Raw genomic sequence first — 18,457 nt, 5'->3', positions numbered from 1 at the left:
TTCTAATTGTTAAAATAATAAACCCGACAGGCTTCAAAAACCTGTCGGGTTTACTTTTAGAATCAAATTATGAATTTAGTTTTTTAGATATTTTTCTAAAAACTGATCTTGTTCCCAAAGCAGGTGTAAAATATTTTCTTTGGCCGCATAACCGTGAGATTCTTTTGGTAAAATAACCATTCTTGCTGGCGCACCTAAACCTTTTAAAGCTTGAAAATAACGTTCTGTCTGCAAAGTAAAAGTTCCCGGATTATTATCGGCTTCACCGTGAACTAGTAATAATGGAGTTTTCATTTTGTCTGCATTCATAAAAGGAGACATGGTATTGTAAACTTCTGGAACTTCCCAGTAATTACGTTGTTCTGTTTGAAAACCAAACGGAGTAAGAGTTCTGTTGTAAGCACCGCTTCTCGCAATTCCGCAGGCAAATAAATTCGAATGTGTCAATAAATTGGCTGTCATAAATGCGCCATATGAATGCCCTCCAACAGCCACTTTTTTACGATTAATATATCCTAATGCATCAACGGCATCAATTGCGCTGTATGCATTATCTACCAATTGTGAAATAAAATTGTCATTTGGTTCTGTCGTTCCTTCTCCAATAATTGGAAAAGCGACATCATCTAAAACAACATATCCTTTGGTTACCCAATAAACAAAAGATCCATAATATGGAAACGTAAATTCATTTGAGTTTTGAGTTGTCTGCGAAGCACTATTTCGGTCTTTGTATTCAGCTGGATAAGCCCAGATTAATAAAGGAAGTTTCTCTTTTTTTGCTTTATCATAACCCGCAGGAAGATATAAAGTACCCGAAAGTTCCAATCCGTCTTTACGTTTGTATTTGATTACTTCTTTGCTCACATCTTTAATACTTTCAAACGGATTCTTAAAAGTAGTAATTGGAGTTAAGCTGTTTTGCTTTTTAATATTTCTAAAATAATAATTCGGATATTCTGTTTTTGACTGAATCTGAACAAGAACTTTCCCCGATTTAAAATCCTCAATTTCTAAAATTTCTTCTTTTTTGTCTTTGTATGATGAAGTATAAATGCGCTTTGTTTTCAAAGTTTTAAAATCAAATTCATCAATAAAAGGAAATTGGCCTTCTTTAGTGTAGCCATCACCAATTCTGTAAAGATTATCTTTTTCTATCGCTAAAACATATTTGTTGTATTCATTTTTTCTAGTTTCAAAAGTACCGGGATCAGAATAGGCATCCTGAGAATTTCTATCTGTAATTACTTTTGGAAGCTGACTTGGGTTTGAAGGATCTATTAAATACGTTTTAGTATTTCTAGTATCATACCATTCGTCTTTAAGAACAGCAAGATTTTCATTTCCCCAAGTAATTCCATCGAAACGCTGTGGTGTTTTTACCAATGAAGAAGGGTCTTTGTCAAAAGGAGCATCCCAAAGAAAAACCTCGTCTCTAAAATCAACTTTATTCGCAGGATTTCCTTCGTCTAAAGCAGTTACAAAGCATAAAGTTGCCGGTTTGTCGTTTCTCCAGCTCATTTCGCGTTTTCCTTTTTGAACCGCCATGAAACCTTTCGGCATAATTTCGTTCAATGGAACTTCGTTTACAACTTTAATTTCTTTTCCTTTCACATCATAAACAGTGGTTTTAAGCGGAAATCTATTTAAAGGAACAACATACGAAAATGGTTTGTGAATCGTAGTCAGCATAATATAATTACCGTCTGGAGAGATTCTTTCTCCAGCATACATAGCGACTTCTTTAAATAAAATAGCATCTCCATTTAATTTTACTTTGTATAATTCAGATGTGATACTGCTTTCAAAATTGGCTTCATCATTTTTGTTTTTCAACATATCAGGATAAGTTCTGTTTTGAGACTTTTCTCCAGAAGTATTTGAAACAATTGGTCCTGTTGGTAAATCTTTTTTAGAATCTAAAAGAGGCTGTTTGTTTTTTGGAAGTATTTTCACCAAAATCGTTTCACTGTCTGAGAACCAGTTAAAAGGATTTCCTAAATTAGCATTTACTGTCGCTGTGGTAAGTTTCGTGGCTTTAGCAGCGAGCAATATCTATAACCCAAAGTTCAACACCAGAATTTGCAGTGTGAGAAAATAAAATTTTCTTGTCGTTTGGAGACCAAAGGATATTTGTAATTTTTGGATTTTCTGGCAGACCTGCAACCTGAATTTCTTCTTTACCGCTTATTTTTCTCAGTTTAAGATTGTTGATATAAGTTACCGTACTGGAGATATTAGTAACAGGATTAATTCTTAAACCAGCTAATCGAACTTCATCCTGATTTAAATCATCAAGAGTTTTATAAGTGTTTCGATACATTAAAAGCATATTTTCCTTTTTTGTATCCATAGATACTGTTGGCGCTCTTTGATAATCTGCTAGATCTAAAATAGATTTGGATGGTTTTTGGTAAGTTAGATTCTCTTGGGCAAAAGAATAAAAACCACAACTAAAAAGTAAGAACAGTGTAACCTTTAATTTCATAATTTAAGTTTTATCGGGTTTAAAATGGTATTTAAAATGTTTGTCTTTGATATTTACGGCTTGTTACAATTTAAATCGTATTTTTCATTTTTAGCAATAAATATATCTAAAAGTTTTTAATTTGAGAACTAATTGATTTCAAGCAGTCTTATAATTAAATTATATTAAATTGCCAATAACGAAAAAAAGAGTAATTTGTACTCTTATATTTTAAAGTATACGTAAATTTGCAGTCTAAATTTTCAAACAAATAACAATACAATATGTATCATTCAAAAATAACAGGCTTAGGATACTATGTTCCTTCAAATGTTGTGACAAACGATGATTTGTCTAAAATCATGGATACCAATGATGAATGGATTCAGGAAAGAACAGGAATTCAAGAAAGAAGACATATAATTCGTGGAGAAGATACTACAACCTCAATGGGAGTAAAAGCGGCCAAGATTGCAATTGAGCGTTCTGGCGTTGCTAAAGAAGATATTGATTTTGTGGTTTTTGCTACCTTAAGTCCAGATTATTATTTTCCAGGACCAGGAGTTTTGGTACAACGAGATTTAGGTTTACGAACTGTTGGGGCTTTAGATGTTAGAAACCAATGTTCTGGATTTGTTTATGCTATTTCTGTTGCAGATCAATATATTAAAACGGGAATGTATAAAAACATTTTAGTAATTGGTTCTGAGGTTCACTCTACAGGCTTAGACATGACGACCCGCGGACGTGGTGTTTCGGTAATTTTTGGAGATGGAGCAGGAGCGACTGTTTTAAGCCGTGAAGAAGATTTGACAAAAGGAATTCTTTCCACACATTTACATTCTGAAGGACAACATGCTGAAGAATTAGTGCCGCAGGCACCAGGAATGGGAGCACGATGGGTAACTGATATTTTGGCTGATAATGATCCAAATGACGAAAGTTATTACCCGTATATGAACGGACAGTTTGTATTTAAAAATGCTGTAGTTCGTTTTGCAGAAGTAATCAATGAAGGATTGGAAGCAAACGGTTTGCAGGTTTCAGATATCGATATGTTGATTCCGCATCAGGCCAATTTGAGAATTTCGCAGTTCATTCAAAATAAATTTAAATTGACAGACGATCAAGTTCACAATAATATTCAGAAATACGGAAATACAACAGCAGCTGTCGATTCCGATTGCTTTAACTGAAGCTTGGGAAGAAGGAAAAATCAAATCTGGAGATACTGTAGTTTTAGCGACTTTCGGAAGTGGTTTTACTTGGGCAAGTGCTATTATTAAATGGTAAAATAAATCATCATACATTATATTTTAAGGCCTGCTTCATTTTTGAAGCAGGTTTTTTTTATAATTTTGTTTGGAGTCATTGCGAGGAACGAAGCAACCGCATTTAGTTTTTTGCGCCAGCAACTGTGCCTATTACCTCACGGTTGCTTCGTTCCTCTAACGACAAACTATAATAAATGTAATATTTAATGAAAAAAAATCAACTCGAAATAGCTTGTTTTAATTACGAATCGGCACTTATTGCTCAGGAAAATGGTGCGGACAGAATCGAACTTTGCGAAAACATGAAACTTGGCGGTACAACACCAAATTCAATATTGGTAGTAAAAGTACGGGAGAGTTTAAATATCAAAATGCATGTAATTATTAGGCCTCGAGGCGGTGATTTTGTTTATTCAGATGAAGAACTTACAGAAATGAAACAAGATATTAAACAATTTAAAAAATTGGGAGTTGACGGTTTTGTTTTCGGAATTTTAAAAGAAAATGGAAAAGTCAATAAAAAACAGAATAAGGAATTAGTGCATCTGGCACATCCGCTTTCTTGTACTTTTCACCGAGCTTTTGACGTTGTAAAAGATGTTGAAGATTCACTTGAAGATGTTATTGAATGTGGTTTCAAAACAATTTTAACTTCGGGTCAGGGAATCAATGTTACTGAAGGAATCTGGACTTTAGAAAAACTTCAAAAACTAGCCGGAGATAGAATCGAGATTATGCCTGGCGGCGGTTTGAGATCTTCAAACATAAAATTATTACAAGAAAAATTGGATCTGACTTTTTATCATTCATCAGCAATCACGAACGATTCTGAAACTGCAAATCCTGAAGAAATAAAAGAGCTTCGAAACTTTTTATAAATTCATAAAATAAAAAAAAAGTCTGGAGTGGCATCTCCAGACTTTTCTACAAATTATTCAAAAATTATAAAAAAATATTTAAGAAAGGCAATTAGAACATACCGCCCCCGTCTTTATTAGTATTATCTTCTCTTTGTTTACGTTGTAAATTTTTGATTTTTGCTCCTCCAAAATTATACGTTAAACCTAGATAAACAGTTTGGCTTTCCCAACCAAATTGACCTGTTTGAGGATAAGGATACATGGTATCAAAAGCATATTTCATAGTATTGAAAACGTCGTTGAAACGTACACTAATGTTCATTTTGTTGTCTAACAAAGTATAACGTGAACCAATATCCATTTTATACATTTCGTGGCTGTTGTTTTGAAGCCCGTCTACAGCGCCTCTATAGAATCCAAATGCTAAGAAACTTAAACGTTTGTTTACTTTAAAGTTTGAATTCATACGTCCGTTGAAAGCTGCAACAGTAATTTTTCTTTCTAAAGGATTACTCATTTTTGTTGCCGGATCATATAAAAATACAACACCTTGCTGGTTGATGCTTGAGAAATCTATAGAAGGCTGGATATCCCACCACTTTGTGATTTTATAATTAAAAGAAACTTCAAATCCGTATGCTGTATTATGATCGTAGTTTGTAAATGTCATAATTTGTTTGTTTCCATCTGGATCTGTATCGTCTGGATATAAAATTCTGCTGATTTGATCATTTATACTTCTCACAAAAACACCAGCTGTAAAGCTTCCTTTTTCAAGTGTTTTAGTGTAATTAACTTCAACAGAATTGGTAAACTGAGGTCTTAATTCAGGATTTCCTAATGATGTTACTAATGGAGTAGAAAATTCACGAATAGGTTTTGTCTGCTCTAAACTTGGGCGGTCAACACGACGGCTGTAGCTTAATTGCAATACGTTTTTCTCATTTAAGTTATAAGTTAAATATGCAGAAGGATATAAGGTAATGTAGTCATCATTAAATTTTTGGAAACCAGAATTTAAATTCGCAACAACTTTGTAACTCTCAAAACGAGCACCTAACTGATAGCTGAATTTTTTGAATTTTTGACCAAATGTTACATAAGCCGAATATATATCTGTATCGTAGGTGTAATTAGAAGTTGGCAATTCTGCAAGAGTGTTTCCAGTAATGTAAATATTATCCGTTCTTGTAATTCTGGCTTCGGCACCTGCTTCTAATGTTGTTTTTTCATTCAACGGATTTACGTAATCTACGTTTACAGTGCTTAATTTTCTTGTACCGTTAATATAATCATCATAAATAGAATTGTTAGATGTATTGTCGATATTTATAACCTGTGTATCAAAAGAAGCGTTTTGAATTTCTTTAGTATCACTATAATTTCCTTCAATATCTAAAGTGTGCCCTTCTTTTTTAAAGATATGTTTGTAAGCCAAATTATAAGTTCCGGTTGTTTCTGGACCCCAATATCTTGATTTTTGAAAAATGTTGGCAATATCAGAATCCAGTACATTATTGTAATAAATATCTGTATTTACATATCCTTTTCCGTTAGATTTGTTTTGGTTTGTATAAATAGACAAAGTGTTATGATCATCAATTAAATAATCCATTCCAATTTTATATAAGTAAGAATCATTATCGTTTATTACAGCAATGTTTTGAACAATATCTTGGTCTAATCTTTTGATGAATCCATCATTATAATACGTTCCGAAATTTTGTCCCACATTTCCAAAGAAATTTACTTTTCCAGTTTTGTAGTTCAAATCTAAAGACTGATTGTATTTTGTCGTTTGTCCAAAAGTAATTCCGCCGCTGTAAGTTCCGTTAAAACCTGTATTAGCATTTTTGTGCAAAATAATATTGATTATTCCAGACATTCCTTCTGGATTGTATTTTGCACTTGGATTCGTAATCAACTCAATTTTTTTGATAGAAGTTGAAGGAATTTGTTTCAATAACTGCGCTGGATCAATATTAGATGGACGTCCGTCAATTAGTACACGAACATTATCATTTCCGCGAAGCGAAAGTTTTCCGTCCTGATCTACATTCACAGAAGGAATATTGTTCATAATGTCTGATGCCGAAGCTCCAGCTGTTGTTAAATCTTTACCAACGTTAACCACTTTTCTGTCGATTTTTTGTTCGATTGTAGAACGTTCGGCAACAATGTTTACGCCTTTAAGTTGCGTTGCTTCTTCTTCAAGAGAAACATTTACAGTAGCAGATTTTTTGTTTTCACTTAAAAGAATAGAACCAATAAATTTTCTAAAACCGATATATTGAATTTCGATTGTATAGTTTTTTAAAGCGATGTTTTTAAATGAAAAATCTCCATTGTCATCTGTGTTAACTCCAGAAACTACTTTTCCATTTTCTTTAAGAGAAACTGATGCATAAGAAATAGGTGCATTGTTTGACTTTTCTGTAATTTTTCCAGAAACGGTTCCCGTATTCTGAGCTTGTGCTGTTGCGATTACCCCCAATAACGCGAACAGAAAGAATTTTAATTTCATGATTTCCTTGTTGATTATTTTGATTGTATTGATTGTTTTGATTTGATTGATGATTGATTTTGTTCGTTTTTCTTTTTTTTGGTGCTTCAAAATGAATTTGAAGTCTCTATTAAGACTCCTTTGCGTTTGATATGTTACAAGAAATTGTGAAAAAAAACACAAAAAAAATGTCACGCCTTGTTTTGTAAGAGATTAAGCTTTTGATTTTTTGATAATTTTGACAATTGAAAATCATGCATTTTTATCAAATTCAAATTCTTTTCTTGAATTTTATATGTTTTTGATTTTCTCTAATTGATGAATAAGCAGTATCTTTGCTCACTTTAAAATAAGTTTACATGTCATTACCACAAATTCTTACACCCTCTATACAAAAAGCAATACAAGCATTATTTGATGTTACTGTTGATAAAATCGAGTTTCAAACTACCAGAAAAGAGTTTGAAGGTGATATTACAATGGTTATTTTTCCACTGCTGAAAGTGATTAAAAGCAATCCGGCTGAATTGGGAAATCAAATTGGAAATTATTTAGTTGAAAATGTTTCTGAAGTAGCGCGCTTTAATGTAGTTTCAGGTTTCTTGAATATCGTAATTTCAGATAGTTATTATTTAAATTTCTTTAATGGAATAAAAGATAATAAGCAGTTTGGATATGTAACTCCAGATCCTGCAGAAAAAGCAGTGATGGTAGAATATTCTTCGCCAAATACCAACAAACCTTTACACTTAGGACATGTTCGTAATAACTTGTTAGGATATTCTGTTGCAGAAATTCTAAAAGCTTCTGGTAAAAAAGTATACAAAACACAAATTATCAACGATAGAGGAATTCACATCTGTAAATCGATGCTGGCTTGGGAAAAATTCGGAAACGGAGAAACTCCTCAAACTTCTGGTTTAAAAGGAGATAAATTGGTTGGTAAGTATTATGTTGAGTTTGACAAAGCGTATAAAACGGAAATCAATGGCTTAATTGAAACTGGCAAAACAGAAGAAGAAGCCAAAAAACAAGCGCCTATTATTATTGAAGCACAAGATATGCTTAAGAAATGGGAAGCAGGAGATGAAAAAGTAATTTCGCTTTGGAAGAGAATGAACCAATGGGTTTATGATGGTTTTGCAACAACTTATACCAATCTTGGCGTTAATTTTGATAAATATTACTACGAAAGCAATACCTATTTATTAGGAAAAGATGTAGTTCAGGTTGGTTTAGATAAAGGCGTTTTTGAAAAAGATCCAGACGGTTCGGTTTGGATTGACTTGACAGATGAAGGTCTTGACCGTAAAATTGTATTACGTTCTGACGGAACTGCAGTGTACATGACGCAGGATATTGGAACAGCAATTCAACGTGTAAAAGATATGCCAGATGTTGGAGGTATGGTTTACACGGTTGGGAATGAGCAAGATTATCACTTTAAAGTGTTGTTTTTAATCTTAAAAAAGTTAGGTTTTGACTGGGCTTCAAGCCTGTATCATTTATCATACGGAATGGTTGATTTACCTTCTGGAAAAATGAAAAGCCGTGAAGGAACTGTTGTAGATGCAGATGATTTGATGCAGGATATGACAGATACAGCAAAACAAATTTCAGAAGATTTAGGAAAACTTGATTACTATTCTGATGAAGAAAAAGCGAAATTATACAAAACAATCGGTCTTGGAGCTTTGAAATATTATATTTTAAAAGTAGATCCTAAAAAACGTATTTTGTTTAATCCAGCAGAATCTGTAGATTTTGCAGGAAATACAGGGCCGTTTATTCAATATACTTACGCAAGAATTCAATCGATAATCCGTAAAGCTGATTTTGATTTTTCTTCGAAAATTGAAATCGAAGAACTTCACGAAAAAGAAAAAGAATTGGTAAAACAAATCGAACTTTTTCCAGAAGTAATTCAAAACGCGACGCAGAATCACAGCCCTGCTTTGGTTGCAAACTATACTTACGATTTAGTAAAAGAATATAATTCATTTTATCAATCCGTTCATATTTTAGGAGAAGTAGATTTGACTAAAAAAATATTCAGAGTACAGCTTTCTCAAAAAGTAGCCGAAGTAATAAAAGTCGCATTTGAGTTATTAGGAATTGAAGTTCCTGAGAGAATGTAATTAGAAAGATAACATATTTAGAGAGCCGGTAATTATTTTAATTACCGGCTCTTTTTTTGATTTTAATTTTAAAATCAGATCTTATTTTTGGGCAGAAGTTTAGGAAAGATAAATTTATTATCAGTAAAATGTTAAGAATTTTGGTGAATGAATTTTCGTGTAAAAAAGAATTGATATTAGTTGTAGATGTCATTTTTATATTTATGTTTACAGTAAGAAATTTATGGATAATAATAGCTTGAAAAAGCCTATTAACACTAGCGTTTCCAGTTTTTTTTCTGATTTAAAAATAATCGAGGAAGCCGAAAATCGTAAGAGTAAGCAAAATTTTAAACCCAAAAACATGATTAAAAAAACTTTACTATTAATGATGCTGTTTTTTGCATTTACTGCAATGAATGCACAAGATTTAATTTCTCCATCTTATGGATTTTCTCACAACAAAACAGCTTACATCACTTTAACTGATGGAACTGAACTTAGCGGAACTATTAGAGATATTGACAGAGAAAAAGGATTGATTGAATACATTAAATTGCAAGATGCGACTGGAAAAAAACACAAATTGAAACCAGAAGATATTAAGTACATGTATTTGCCACCAAGCGGACTAGATAACTTAGGTAAAAAATTAGATTTTATTTCAGATTATCAAAAATGGAGTGATGATAAATTGAACCAAGAATACATCAAGGAAGGTTATGCATATTTCGAAACTGCTGATGTGAAAATTAAAAAGAAAACTTCAAAATTACTAATGCGACTTTTAAACCCTGGATTTAGTAAAGAATTTAAAGTATACTGTGACCCATATGCAAAAGAAACTACTTCTTTAGGAGTTGGCGGAGTTAAATTTATTGGTGGAGATGCCAAATCTTACTATGTCGCTAAAAAGAATGATCCAGCTTTCTTATTAAAGAAAAAAGATTATAAAAAAGAATTCGTTCCGTTATGGCAAAGTTGTGAAAAATTAATTACAGCGTCTTCAGCAGATCCAAAATGGACTGACTTGACAAAACATATCATTACTTACTCTGAATGTGCTCAATAAGCATAAAAAGATCGGAATAAAAAAGCCGGAAGTTTTTAACTTCCGGCTTTTTGCTTTTATGCAAATAGCCCCTAAAAAAACGGAAAGTATCAGAATAGGACATATTTTATGCTAAATATTGTTAATGTTTTTAAATAAGAGATTTTTCATGTTAATTTTGCAACTTGAAAAGAATTGCAACTTAGTTTAATTACATCTTTTGAAAGGAAATCTATTAAACACTTAAGATACTTTCCTTATATTCATTTTTAACTATTTTGAATTAGTAACCCTTTTAGTAAGAAATTATAAGGATCAAAACCGCCTAAATTGATTAGGCGGTTTTTTATTTTTAAATTTTAATTTTGTAAGATTAAACATTAATTATTTATTGTTAAAAAGAAATAAATTCTTGTTAAAATTAATTTAATTTTATAAGTTGCGCCCCTAAATTCAAACAAACTATAATGAAAAGAAAAATTAAAGGAATACTTATTCTAGTTTTTATTCTTACAACGCAATTATTTTTTGCACAGGAAAGAACAATCTCAGGGATAGTGTCGGATGCATCTGGACCAGTGCCAGGAGTGAATGTCTTGGTGAAAGGCACTAGTAATGGTGTACAGTCAGATTTTGATGGAAAGTATAAGATAAAAGCAAAAACAGGTGATGTTTTGGTTTTTTCTTACATGGGAATGAAAGACCAAATGGTTACTGTAGGTAATTCGTCTGCTGTAAATGTGAAAATGCAGGATAATAGTGAAGAACTAAAGGAGGTTGTGGTGACTGCATTTGGAGTTAAAAAAGAAGAAAAGAAAATTGGATATGCAGTTTCAAAAATTACCTCTGATGAAATAAACAGGTCTGGAGAACAAAATGTGATGCAGGCGTTGGCAGGAAAAGCCGCAGGTGTTCAGGTTATTGGTTCTGGAGGAACTCCTGGAGCTTCTAGTAAAATAATTATTAGGGGAGTAAACACAATTAAAGGAAATTCAGACCCTCTTATCGTTGTTGATGGTATTCCTATTGATAATGCTACAAGTCAAACTAGTGCTGGAGATAATCCATTTAATGCAAACTTATCAGGTATTAATAATTCTAATCGTGCTTTAGATATTAATCCGGATGACATAGAAAGTGTATCGGTATTAAAAGGCCCGGTCAGCTCGCTTTATACGGTGAAAGAGCAGGTAACGGAGTTATCATTTACACTACAAAGAAAGGTAAAAATGGAAAAAGTTTAGGAATTGATTATTCAACTTCATTAGCTATTGATCAAGTAAGTCAATTACCTGCGAGACAAAATAAGTATGCTCAGGGAACAAGTGCATCTGCTGTTTCGGTAAGTTCAAATACGCCTCAAAGCTGGGGGCCTTCAGCGGCATCATTAAATATACCTATGTATAATAATGTTAAAAACTTTTTTCAGGAGGGTTTAACTTTTACAAATAATATATCTTTTTATGGAGGGAATGAAAAAGCCACTTATAGAGCATCCTACGGTAATGTTACCCAAACGGGAATGATTCCTGAAACTGGTTTGAAAAGAAATACCTTAAGAATTGTTGGTGATTTAAAGCTAAATGATAAATGGAAAACAGGAGGTAGTCTGCAATATACTCATACAACAAATACTTTGGCACAAAACGGAAGTAACTCTTCTGGTGTAATGTTAAGTTTACTGCGTTCTCCGGGCAATTATGATTTGAGAAATTACAAAGATGAAGTAGGTAATAATATGAACTATTTCTCTTCTTACGATAATCCATATTTTACAGTTAATGAAAATGCTTCAACTAGTGATGTAAATCGTGTTTTTGGAAATATGTATTTGACATATACACCGTCTGTTTGGTTATCTTTTACTGCAAAGGGAGGGATTGATGCTTACTCTGATTATCGAAGACAAGTTTATGCTATTTCATCTAATGGAGATAATCTTGCAGGAATGGGAGAAGTTGCTTTTAATAATATTAACAATAAGCAATTTTATGGTGATTTTATAGCAACTGGTTTATTTCCTTTAAAATCAGAATGGTTAAAATTAAATTATACAGCAGGACTTAATTTACGTTCTTCACAAAACACAGATGTATTTTCTAGAGGAAAAGAACTTGCAGTAAGAGGTGTTTATAATTTATCAAACGCAACACAATTATATGCATCAAACGCTGAATCTAATATTATGTCTAGAGCATTGTTTGGACAATTAGAATTTGATATAAAAAACCAGCTTTTTATTACAGGATCTCTCAGAAAAGAGTGGTCTTCTACATATGGTTCAGAGGCAAATAGTGCATTATTCCCTGTCGCTTCTGCTTCATGGGTTGTTTCTAGTTCATTTGATTTACCAGAGTGGACAAATTTCATGAAACTAACATATGGTTATGGAGAAGTAGGTATTGCTCCGCGACCGTATTACACAGTTAGTACCTATTCACAGCCATTTATGACTGATGGTTTTACTGATGGATTGAGTTTTCCATACAATGGTGTGAACGGAATGGGAGTTTCAGGCGTTTTAGGAAACCAGCAATTGAAACCGGAGAGAGTATTAGGGCATGAACTTGGTTTCAGTTCTAAATTTTTAGATAGCCGTCTTTCGTTAGATGTAAATTTATATTATAAAACCTCTAAAGATTTATTAATAGAATTACCGTTGCCACAATCGAGCGGATTTGCTGTTGTGTATCAAAATGCGGCAGAACTAGTAAATAAAGGTATTGAAGTTGAACTAGGTTATGATGTTTTCAAAAAAGATAAACCGTTTCAATGGAATGTTAATTTAAACTGGTCTAAAAACGAAAATAAAGTCACTGATATTTCTGGAAACTTAGATGAAATTTCTATTGAAACAGCTTTTGGATCTATTGGATACTACGCTGTTAAAGGTCAGCCTTTAGGTAGTTTTTATGGTACAAAATGGAAGCGTGATGAAAATGGACAAAAAATAATAGGAACTAATGGTTTGCCAATTATGGCAGATGAAACTGGAAACCTAGGTAATTCTGCTCCAAAATGGACTGGAGGAATTAGAAATACATTTACATACAAAAGAGTTACTTTATCCGGATTGCTAGATTTTAGACATGGAGGAGTTGTTTACAACGGGACATTGGCAAGATTACATAATTTTGGTGTTTCAGCGACTTCTGAAGATAGAGAACATAATTATATAATTGAAGGTGTTAAAGAAGATGGAACTGTAAACAATATTGAAATTTCAGCTAAAAATTATTACCAAAAATATTTAGGTGATGGCGGAGGGGTCGCAGAAGAAGCGGTGACAGATGTTAATTGGGTAAGATTACGCGATGTTACAGTAAGTTACGATTTTAATGTGAAAAAAATTAACGGTATAAGTTCTGCACAATTGTCATTTACAGGTAGAAATTTATGGTTAGATACTAATTATAAAGGGGTTGATCCTGAGACAAGTTTAACAGGAGCAGGTTCAAGAATTAATGGATTAGACTATTTTAATAATCCAGGAAGTAAATCATTTATAATGACTCTTAAAGTAGGGTTCTAAATTCTTAATTTTAAAAAAATGAAAAAATATATAAAAAGTATAATTCTGACTTCTGTAAGTGTACTAATGCTTAACAGCTGTCAATCTGAATTAGATCACTTTAATGAAAATCCAAACTCACCAACTTCAACAACACCATCCTTATTGTTGTCAGCAATGGAAGTTTCGACTTTTTCAACACATACAACGGGACTTATTAGAACGTCAAATATTTTTGATCAACATCTAGCCGGAACAAGTATTGGCCAATTAGGAGATATTCAGCGTTATTTTGTAAGTGAACAAGATGTAAATAATGAATGGAATACATTATATAGTACTACTTTAATGAATGGCTATATCCTAAACCGTGATTTTGTCGCTCATTATCCGTACTATAATGGTATTGGTCAGATTTTAACAGCTATCAATTTAGCTTATGCGACTGATCTTTGGGGTGATGTTCCTTACGATGAGGCTTTTAGGGCAGATCAGGGGAATAGAACACCCAAATACAATACGCAGGAAGAAATTTATGAAAGAATGCAGAGCATTCTGGATAATGCTATTGTAAACTTGCAAAAGACAGAATCAAGTAATTTTGCTCTTCCCGCAACAGATGATTACATTTTTAATGGGAATACAAAAAATTGGATTCAGATTGCTTACGTGTTAAAAGCAAGATACGCATTGAGATTAACGCAAGTTGATAGCCAAGCGACACAAAAAGCATTGAGTTATATTACCGCTTCTGGAATAAGTTCTAATAATGATGATGCCAATACTTTTTTTCCTGGTACATCAAATGGTCTAAATCAATGGTACGCTTTTAATAACAGTCGTGTAAATTACTTAAAAACAGGAGCCTATTTCGTTAACTCTCTAAAAGATGCTAACGATCCTAGATTGTCGTTTACTATTGCTAAAGATAAAAATGGTAATTATACAGGAAATGAAGCAAATGATTTAGATACTACTTCATCATCTTATATTGGTTCTGCTTTTGCTAGTGCTACTTCTTCAATTGGGCTGGTAACATATGCTGAGGCAAAATTCATAGAAGCTGAAGCGAAATTTAGATTAGGACAAGATGCAAAATCATCATTGCAAGATGCCGTTTCAGCTTCTGTACTAAAAGTTACAGGTAGTACTCCAACAGAAGATTTCTTATCTTCAATTACTTCAACAGTTAATTTAGAAACAATTATTAACCAAAAATATATTGCTCTTTTCTTAACTATGGAGCCTTATAATGATTACAGAAGAACAGGTTTTCCAGCTTTGGTGCCAAATCAATCATCAAATACAAAGACAATTCCTGTAAGACTTCCAACTCCATCTGATGAAAGACAATACAATCCGAATGCAACAGTAGTGAGTAACGTGACAACTAATGTTTGGTGGGATAAGAATTAAAAGAAAATACTAAGCAGTTGATGTACTGAACAAAAAAAGCCGGAAGTTTATGAAACTTCCGGCTTTTTTATAACAACTAATTCTAATTATTTAACAAATTTGTCAATGATTTTATCTGTTTCTGCTTTAGCAGTATCTGGTTTTAAATCGAACAATAGAGAGTAAAGTGCTTTTCTGTCAACTTTAGCTTCTAAGTTTAAATCTTTGTGTCTGTCGAAAAGAGTCTGCCATTTGTCACGAACATTTTTCCAGATAACATTATTTGTCGCCCACCATTTTTGACCAGCTATACATTTAATATCTGGAACTTTAGTGTAAACATCAAATCCTTTTTCTTGTGCTAACAATATATCTTTTCCCGCATCGTCACGAACCAATTTGTCGTTATCTTGCTCATGATTCCATCCTGTAGCAGTGATTTCGTGAATGTTTCTTCTTTTTAAAACATTATAATCGTTACGTTTTGTCTGCTCTCTTCTTGGAAGCGGTGCATCAGCAACGTTTTCCCAATAATCTTTTCCATCAACATGTACCCAAGTCGAAGATCCTTCATATCTCGGACTATCATCTACCTGATATACTTTTTGAGTCCATTGCCCTTTAACAGCTTTTTTGTCTAATTTTTTGTATTTCCAAGAAGTTCCTTTGTCGAAAGAATATAAGTCTGTGTTTTCATATAACCAATCTTGTCTCCAGTGTTTAATGATCATATCATCACTTACAATAAGTAAATGTCTGCATTACGATTTTGTTAGGAGTATCTTCTAATAATTCTACCCATTCTAAAGCAGATTCATGTTTCGTCTCAGATGGCTTATAAGTAAGTGTGTCTTTTGGGTAGGAGAATGTCTCTGTGAAGTTAAACTTCACTTCATAACAACCACACATAGATTTAATTGATTTTATGTCTTGTTGTTTTTTGTCCTGACTAAAACCAAGACCACATGTTAAAGCCATAGCGGCTGACAAAAAAAGGCTTTTGAAATCATAACTTATTGTTTTGTTTTTTAATTTTTGCAAATATATAAATTTAATTTAGAACAATTAAAAATAGTTATATATTTGCATCTATTATTAAGACTGAATAAAAATAATGAAAATAAAATTTACCCGTTTTGCTGGACTTCTTTTTTGTGTATGTGCTTTTGGGCGACAAAAAGATACTATTAATTCGCAGGAAAAATTATCGGAGGTTGTTGTTACGGGGCAACTAGAACCGCAATCTATTAAGAAATCGGTTTTTAATGTTCGTGTTATTTCAAAAGAAGATATTAAGCAGTTGGCAGCAAATAATTTGTCAGATGTTTTAAACCAATATTTAAATATTAGTGTTCGAACAAGCGGAAGCGACGGTAGATCAACAGTTTCAATGTTTGGATTAGACGCTCAATACTTTAAGATTTTAATCGATAATATTCCATTAGTAAGTGATACGGGAATGGGAACAAATGTAGATTTAACGCAGGTAAACCTTGACGATGTTGAACGTATCGAGATAATCGAAGGTTCAATGGGAGTAACTCATGGAGCAAATGCGGTAAGTGGTATTTTGAATATTATTACAAAAAAAGGCGGAGGCTACAGATGGCAGATTAGTGCAACGGTTCAGGAAGAAACTGTTGGTAATGAGTTTGCTTTCTTTGATAAAGGCAGGCATATTCAATCGGCTAAAATAGCGCATAATTTTAATGAAAATTGGTTTGTAAATATTGGTGGAAATAGAAATGATTTTGCTGGATTTTATGATGCTAAAAAAGGAAAAGATTACGGTTTAAATGACGGGCTTCGTGGATACGAATGGCTTCCTAAAGATCAATTGGTTGGAAATGCTATGATAGGATACCAAAAAGATAATTTCAGGATTTTTTATAAGTTCGATTACTACGGAGAAGATGTGCATTTTTATAGTTCAACTCTAATTCCGCAGGATAATTACCCTTTTCCAGAGACATATTTTGCGAATGATAAACGTTATTTAACTAACCGTTTTTATCATCATTTAAATTCTAACGGAAAACTTTTTTCAAAGTTGAACTATAATGTTTCATTATCACACCAAAAACAAGAGCGTGATGTCGAAAAGTTCAATTATCAAATTGAAACAAAAGATGAGTTTGCTAATGACAGACAAACCTATCAATCGAAAGAAGTTTTTTATTCTACTGGAACATTAAGTAACTTTTTTAATAATCCAAAAGTTGATTTTCAGTTAGGTTATGAAATTACAAATGAGAACGGATTTTATGATGCAACGGCAGGTACTTTTAAAGATGATCAGCGGCAATTGACAGATATACGAAAGAGACTAGAAAACTATGATATTTTTTCAGTTGCTGAAATTAGTTTAAGTGATAAATTTTCTATTCGTCCTGGTCTTCGCTATTCAATTCAGTCAAATTTTGATAATCAATATGCAAGTTCGTTAGGATTAAGATACCTTTTTCAAAGAGGATTAGAAGCAAGAGCTTCCTTAGGGAAATCATATCGTACTCCTAATTTTGACGAACTCTATACTTATTTTGTAGATTCTAATCATAATCTTCAAGGTAATCCTGATTTGGTTCCAGAAAATAGTACCTCATATGAGGTCAGTTTCAAAAGATCCTGTGCATTAGGTTCAGGAGCACAGATTGCGAATAACCTAGCAATAACTTATATGGATGTCGATGATAGAATTGATATGGTCTTAACTCAGGTTACTCCAACTCAAAATTATAGATATGTAAATATCAATAAATATAAAATGTGGAATATCTCCACCTCAGAACAATATACTTATAAAAATTTAACTGCAAAAATTGGTGTCGCGGTTGTCGGAATTTCTAGAAAATTAGATTTAGCAGACATTGAATTTGACATCTGACGATAAATTTTTGTACTCGCTTCAATTGAATTCTAGTATTTCTTATAACGTACCAAAGTGGAATACCTTGTTTGCTGTTTATTATAAATATAATGGTGAACAACAACGATTTGTTGCAGGAAGTGATACAGATGGAAGTGCTAAATTCTTTTTGGAAGAAATAAAACCATATAGCTGGATGGATGCTTCGATTAGAAAGACTTTCTTTAAAAACCAATTTGAAGTTACGGTTGGCACCAGGAACTTATTTGATATTACAAATGTTCAGTCTGTTCGAAATGCAGGAGGCGACTCAACAGGAGGAGCACATGCAGCGGGAAGTACAGATCTTTTACTAGGTTACGGTCGTTCCTATTTTCTTAAGCTTACATATAATCTAAATTTTAATTAATAAA

9 protein-coding genes and 3 pseudogenes are annotated in these 18,457 nt (G+C 32.6%); 9 read left to right on the top strand and 3 right to left on the bottom strand.

Annotated elements, in window-relative coordinates; translation table 11 throughout:
- Positions 1-75: 75 nt before the first annotated feature.
- Positions 76-2,488, bottom strand: a pseudogene (locus ACZZ95_RS01265) (alpha/beta hydrolase family protein).
- 263 nt (positions 2,489-2,751) lie between these two features.
- Here ACZZ95_RS01265 and ACZZ95_RS01260 point away from each other — a divergent pair.
- Together ACZZ95_RS01260 and ACZZ95_RS01255 are read left to right on the top strand one after the other, a co-directional pair.
- Positions 2,752-3,760: pseudogene (locus tag ACZZ95_RS01260) on the top strand (3-oxoacyl-ACP synthase III family protein).
- Between the two features lie 187 nt (positions 3,761-3,947).
- On the top strand, positions 3,948-4,619 hold the full coding sequence (locus tag ACZZ95_RS01255) for a copper homeostasis protein CutC (RefSeq protein WP_095952439.1): 672 nt from the start codon (positions 3,948-3,950) through the stop codon (positions 4,617-4,619).
- A gap of 91 nt (positions 4,620-4,710) precedes the next feature.
- Here the strand turns inward: ACZZ95_RS01255 and ACZZ95_RS01250 are convergent, their stop codons facing one another.
- Entirely contained in the window at positions 4,711-7,125 is a 2,415-nt protein-coding gene (locus tag ACZZ95_RS01250) for a TonB-dependent receptor (protein ID WP_463467719.1), read from the bottom strand.
- Positions 7,126-7,463: 338 nt separating this feature from the next.
- Between ACZZ95_RS01250 and argS the strand changes: the two genes are divergently transcribed.
- The 5 genes from argS to ACZZ95_RS01225 all read left to right on the top strand — a co-directional run bounded on the left by argS (position 7,464) and on the right by ACZZ95_RS01225 (position 15,199).
- Entirely contained in the window at positions 7,464-9,242 is a 1,779-nt protein-coding gene (gene argS, locus ACZZ95_RS01245; protein WP_463467718.1) for an arginine--tRNA ligase, read from the top strand.
- Positions 9,243-9,585: 343 nt separating this feature from the next.
- A complete protein-coding gene (locus tag ACZZ95_RS01240) occupies positions 9,586-10,293 on the top strand; it encodes a hypothetical protein (protein WP_463467717.1) in 708 nt (235 codons plus the stop codon).
- Between the two features lie 446 nt (positions 10,294-10,739).
- Positions 10,740-11,516: a TonB-dependent receptor plug domain-containing protein gene (locus tag ACZZ95_RS01235; protein WP_463467716.1), complete on the top strand. Its 777-nt coding sequence runs from the start codon at positions 10,740-10,742 to the stop codon at positions 11,514-11,516.
- Positions 11,517-11,671: 155 nt separating this feature from the next.
- On the top strand, positions 11,672-13,804 hold the full coding sequence (locus ACZZ95_RS01230) for a TonB-dependent receptor domain-containing protein (RefSeq protein ID WP_463467715.1): 2,133 nt from the start codon (positions 11,672-11,674) through the stop codon (positions 13,802-13,804).
- 18 nt (positions 13,805-13,822) lie between these two features.
- On the top strand, positions 13,823-15,199 hold the full coding sequence (locus tag ACZZ95_RS01225) for a SusD/RagB family nutrient-binding outer membrane lipoprotein (protein WP_463467714.1): 1,377 nt from the start codon (positions 13,823-13,825) through the stop codon (positions 15,197-15,199).
- An 86-nt stretch (positions 15,200-15,285) separates the two neighbouring features.
- On the opposite strand, the pseudogene ACZZ95_RS01220 reads toward ACZZ95_RS01225, so the two are convergent.
- Positions 15,286-16,156: pseudogene (locus tag ACZZ95_RS01220) on the bottom strand (DUF6607 family protein).
- 136 nt (positions 16,157-16,292) lie between these two features.
- Here ACZZ95_RS01220 and ACZZ95_RS01215 point away from each other — a divergent pair.
- Both ACZZ95_RS01215 and ACZZ95_RS01210 read left to right on the top strand, forming a co-directional pair.
- A complete protein-coding gene (locus ACZZ95_RS01215; RefSeq protein ID WP_463467713.1) occupies positions 16,293-18,062 on the top strand; it encodes a TonB-dependent receptor plug domain-containing protein in 1,770 nt (589 codons plus the stop codon).
- Complete coding sequence (locus ACZZ95_RS01210) at positions 18,046-18,453, top strand: hypothetical protein (RefSeq protein ID WP_463467712.1); 408 nt, start codon at positions 18,046-18,048, stop codon at positions 18,451-18,453. Before ACZZ95_RS01215 ends, ACZZ95_RS01210 begins: the two co-directional genes overlap by 17 nt.
- The last annotated feature ends 4 nt before the right edge of the window (positions 18,454-18,457 follow it).

This window comes from Flavobacterium sp. AC267, assembly GCF_979258715.1.
Note: the sequence above shows the minus strand (reverse complement) of the source record. Positions and strands in the feature narration are given on the sequence as shown.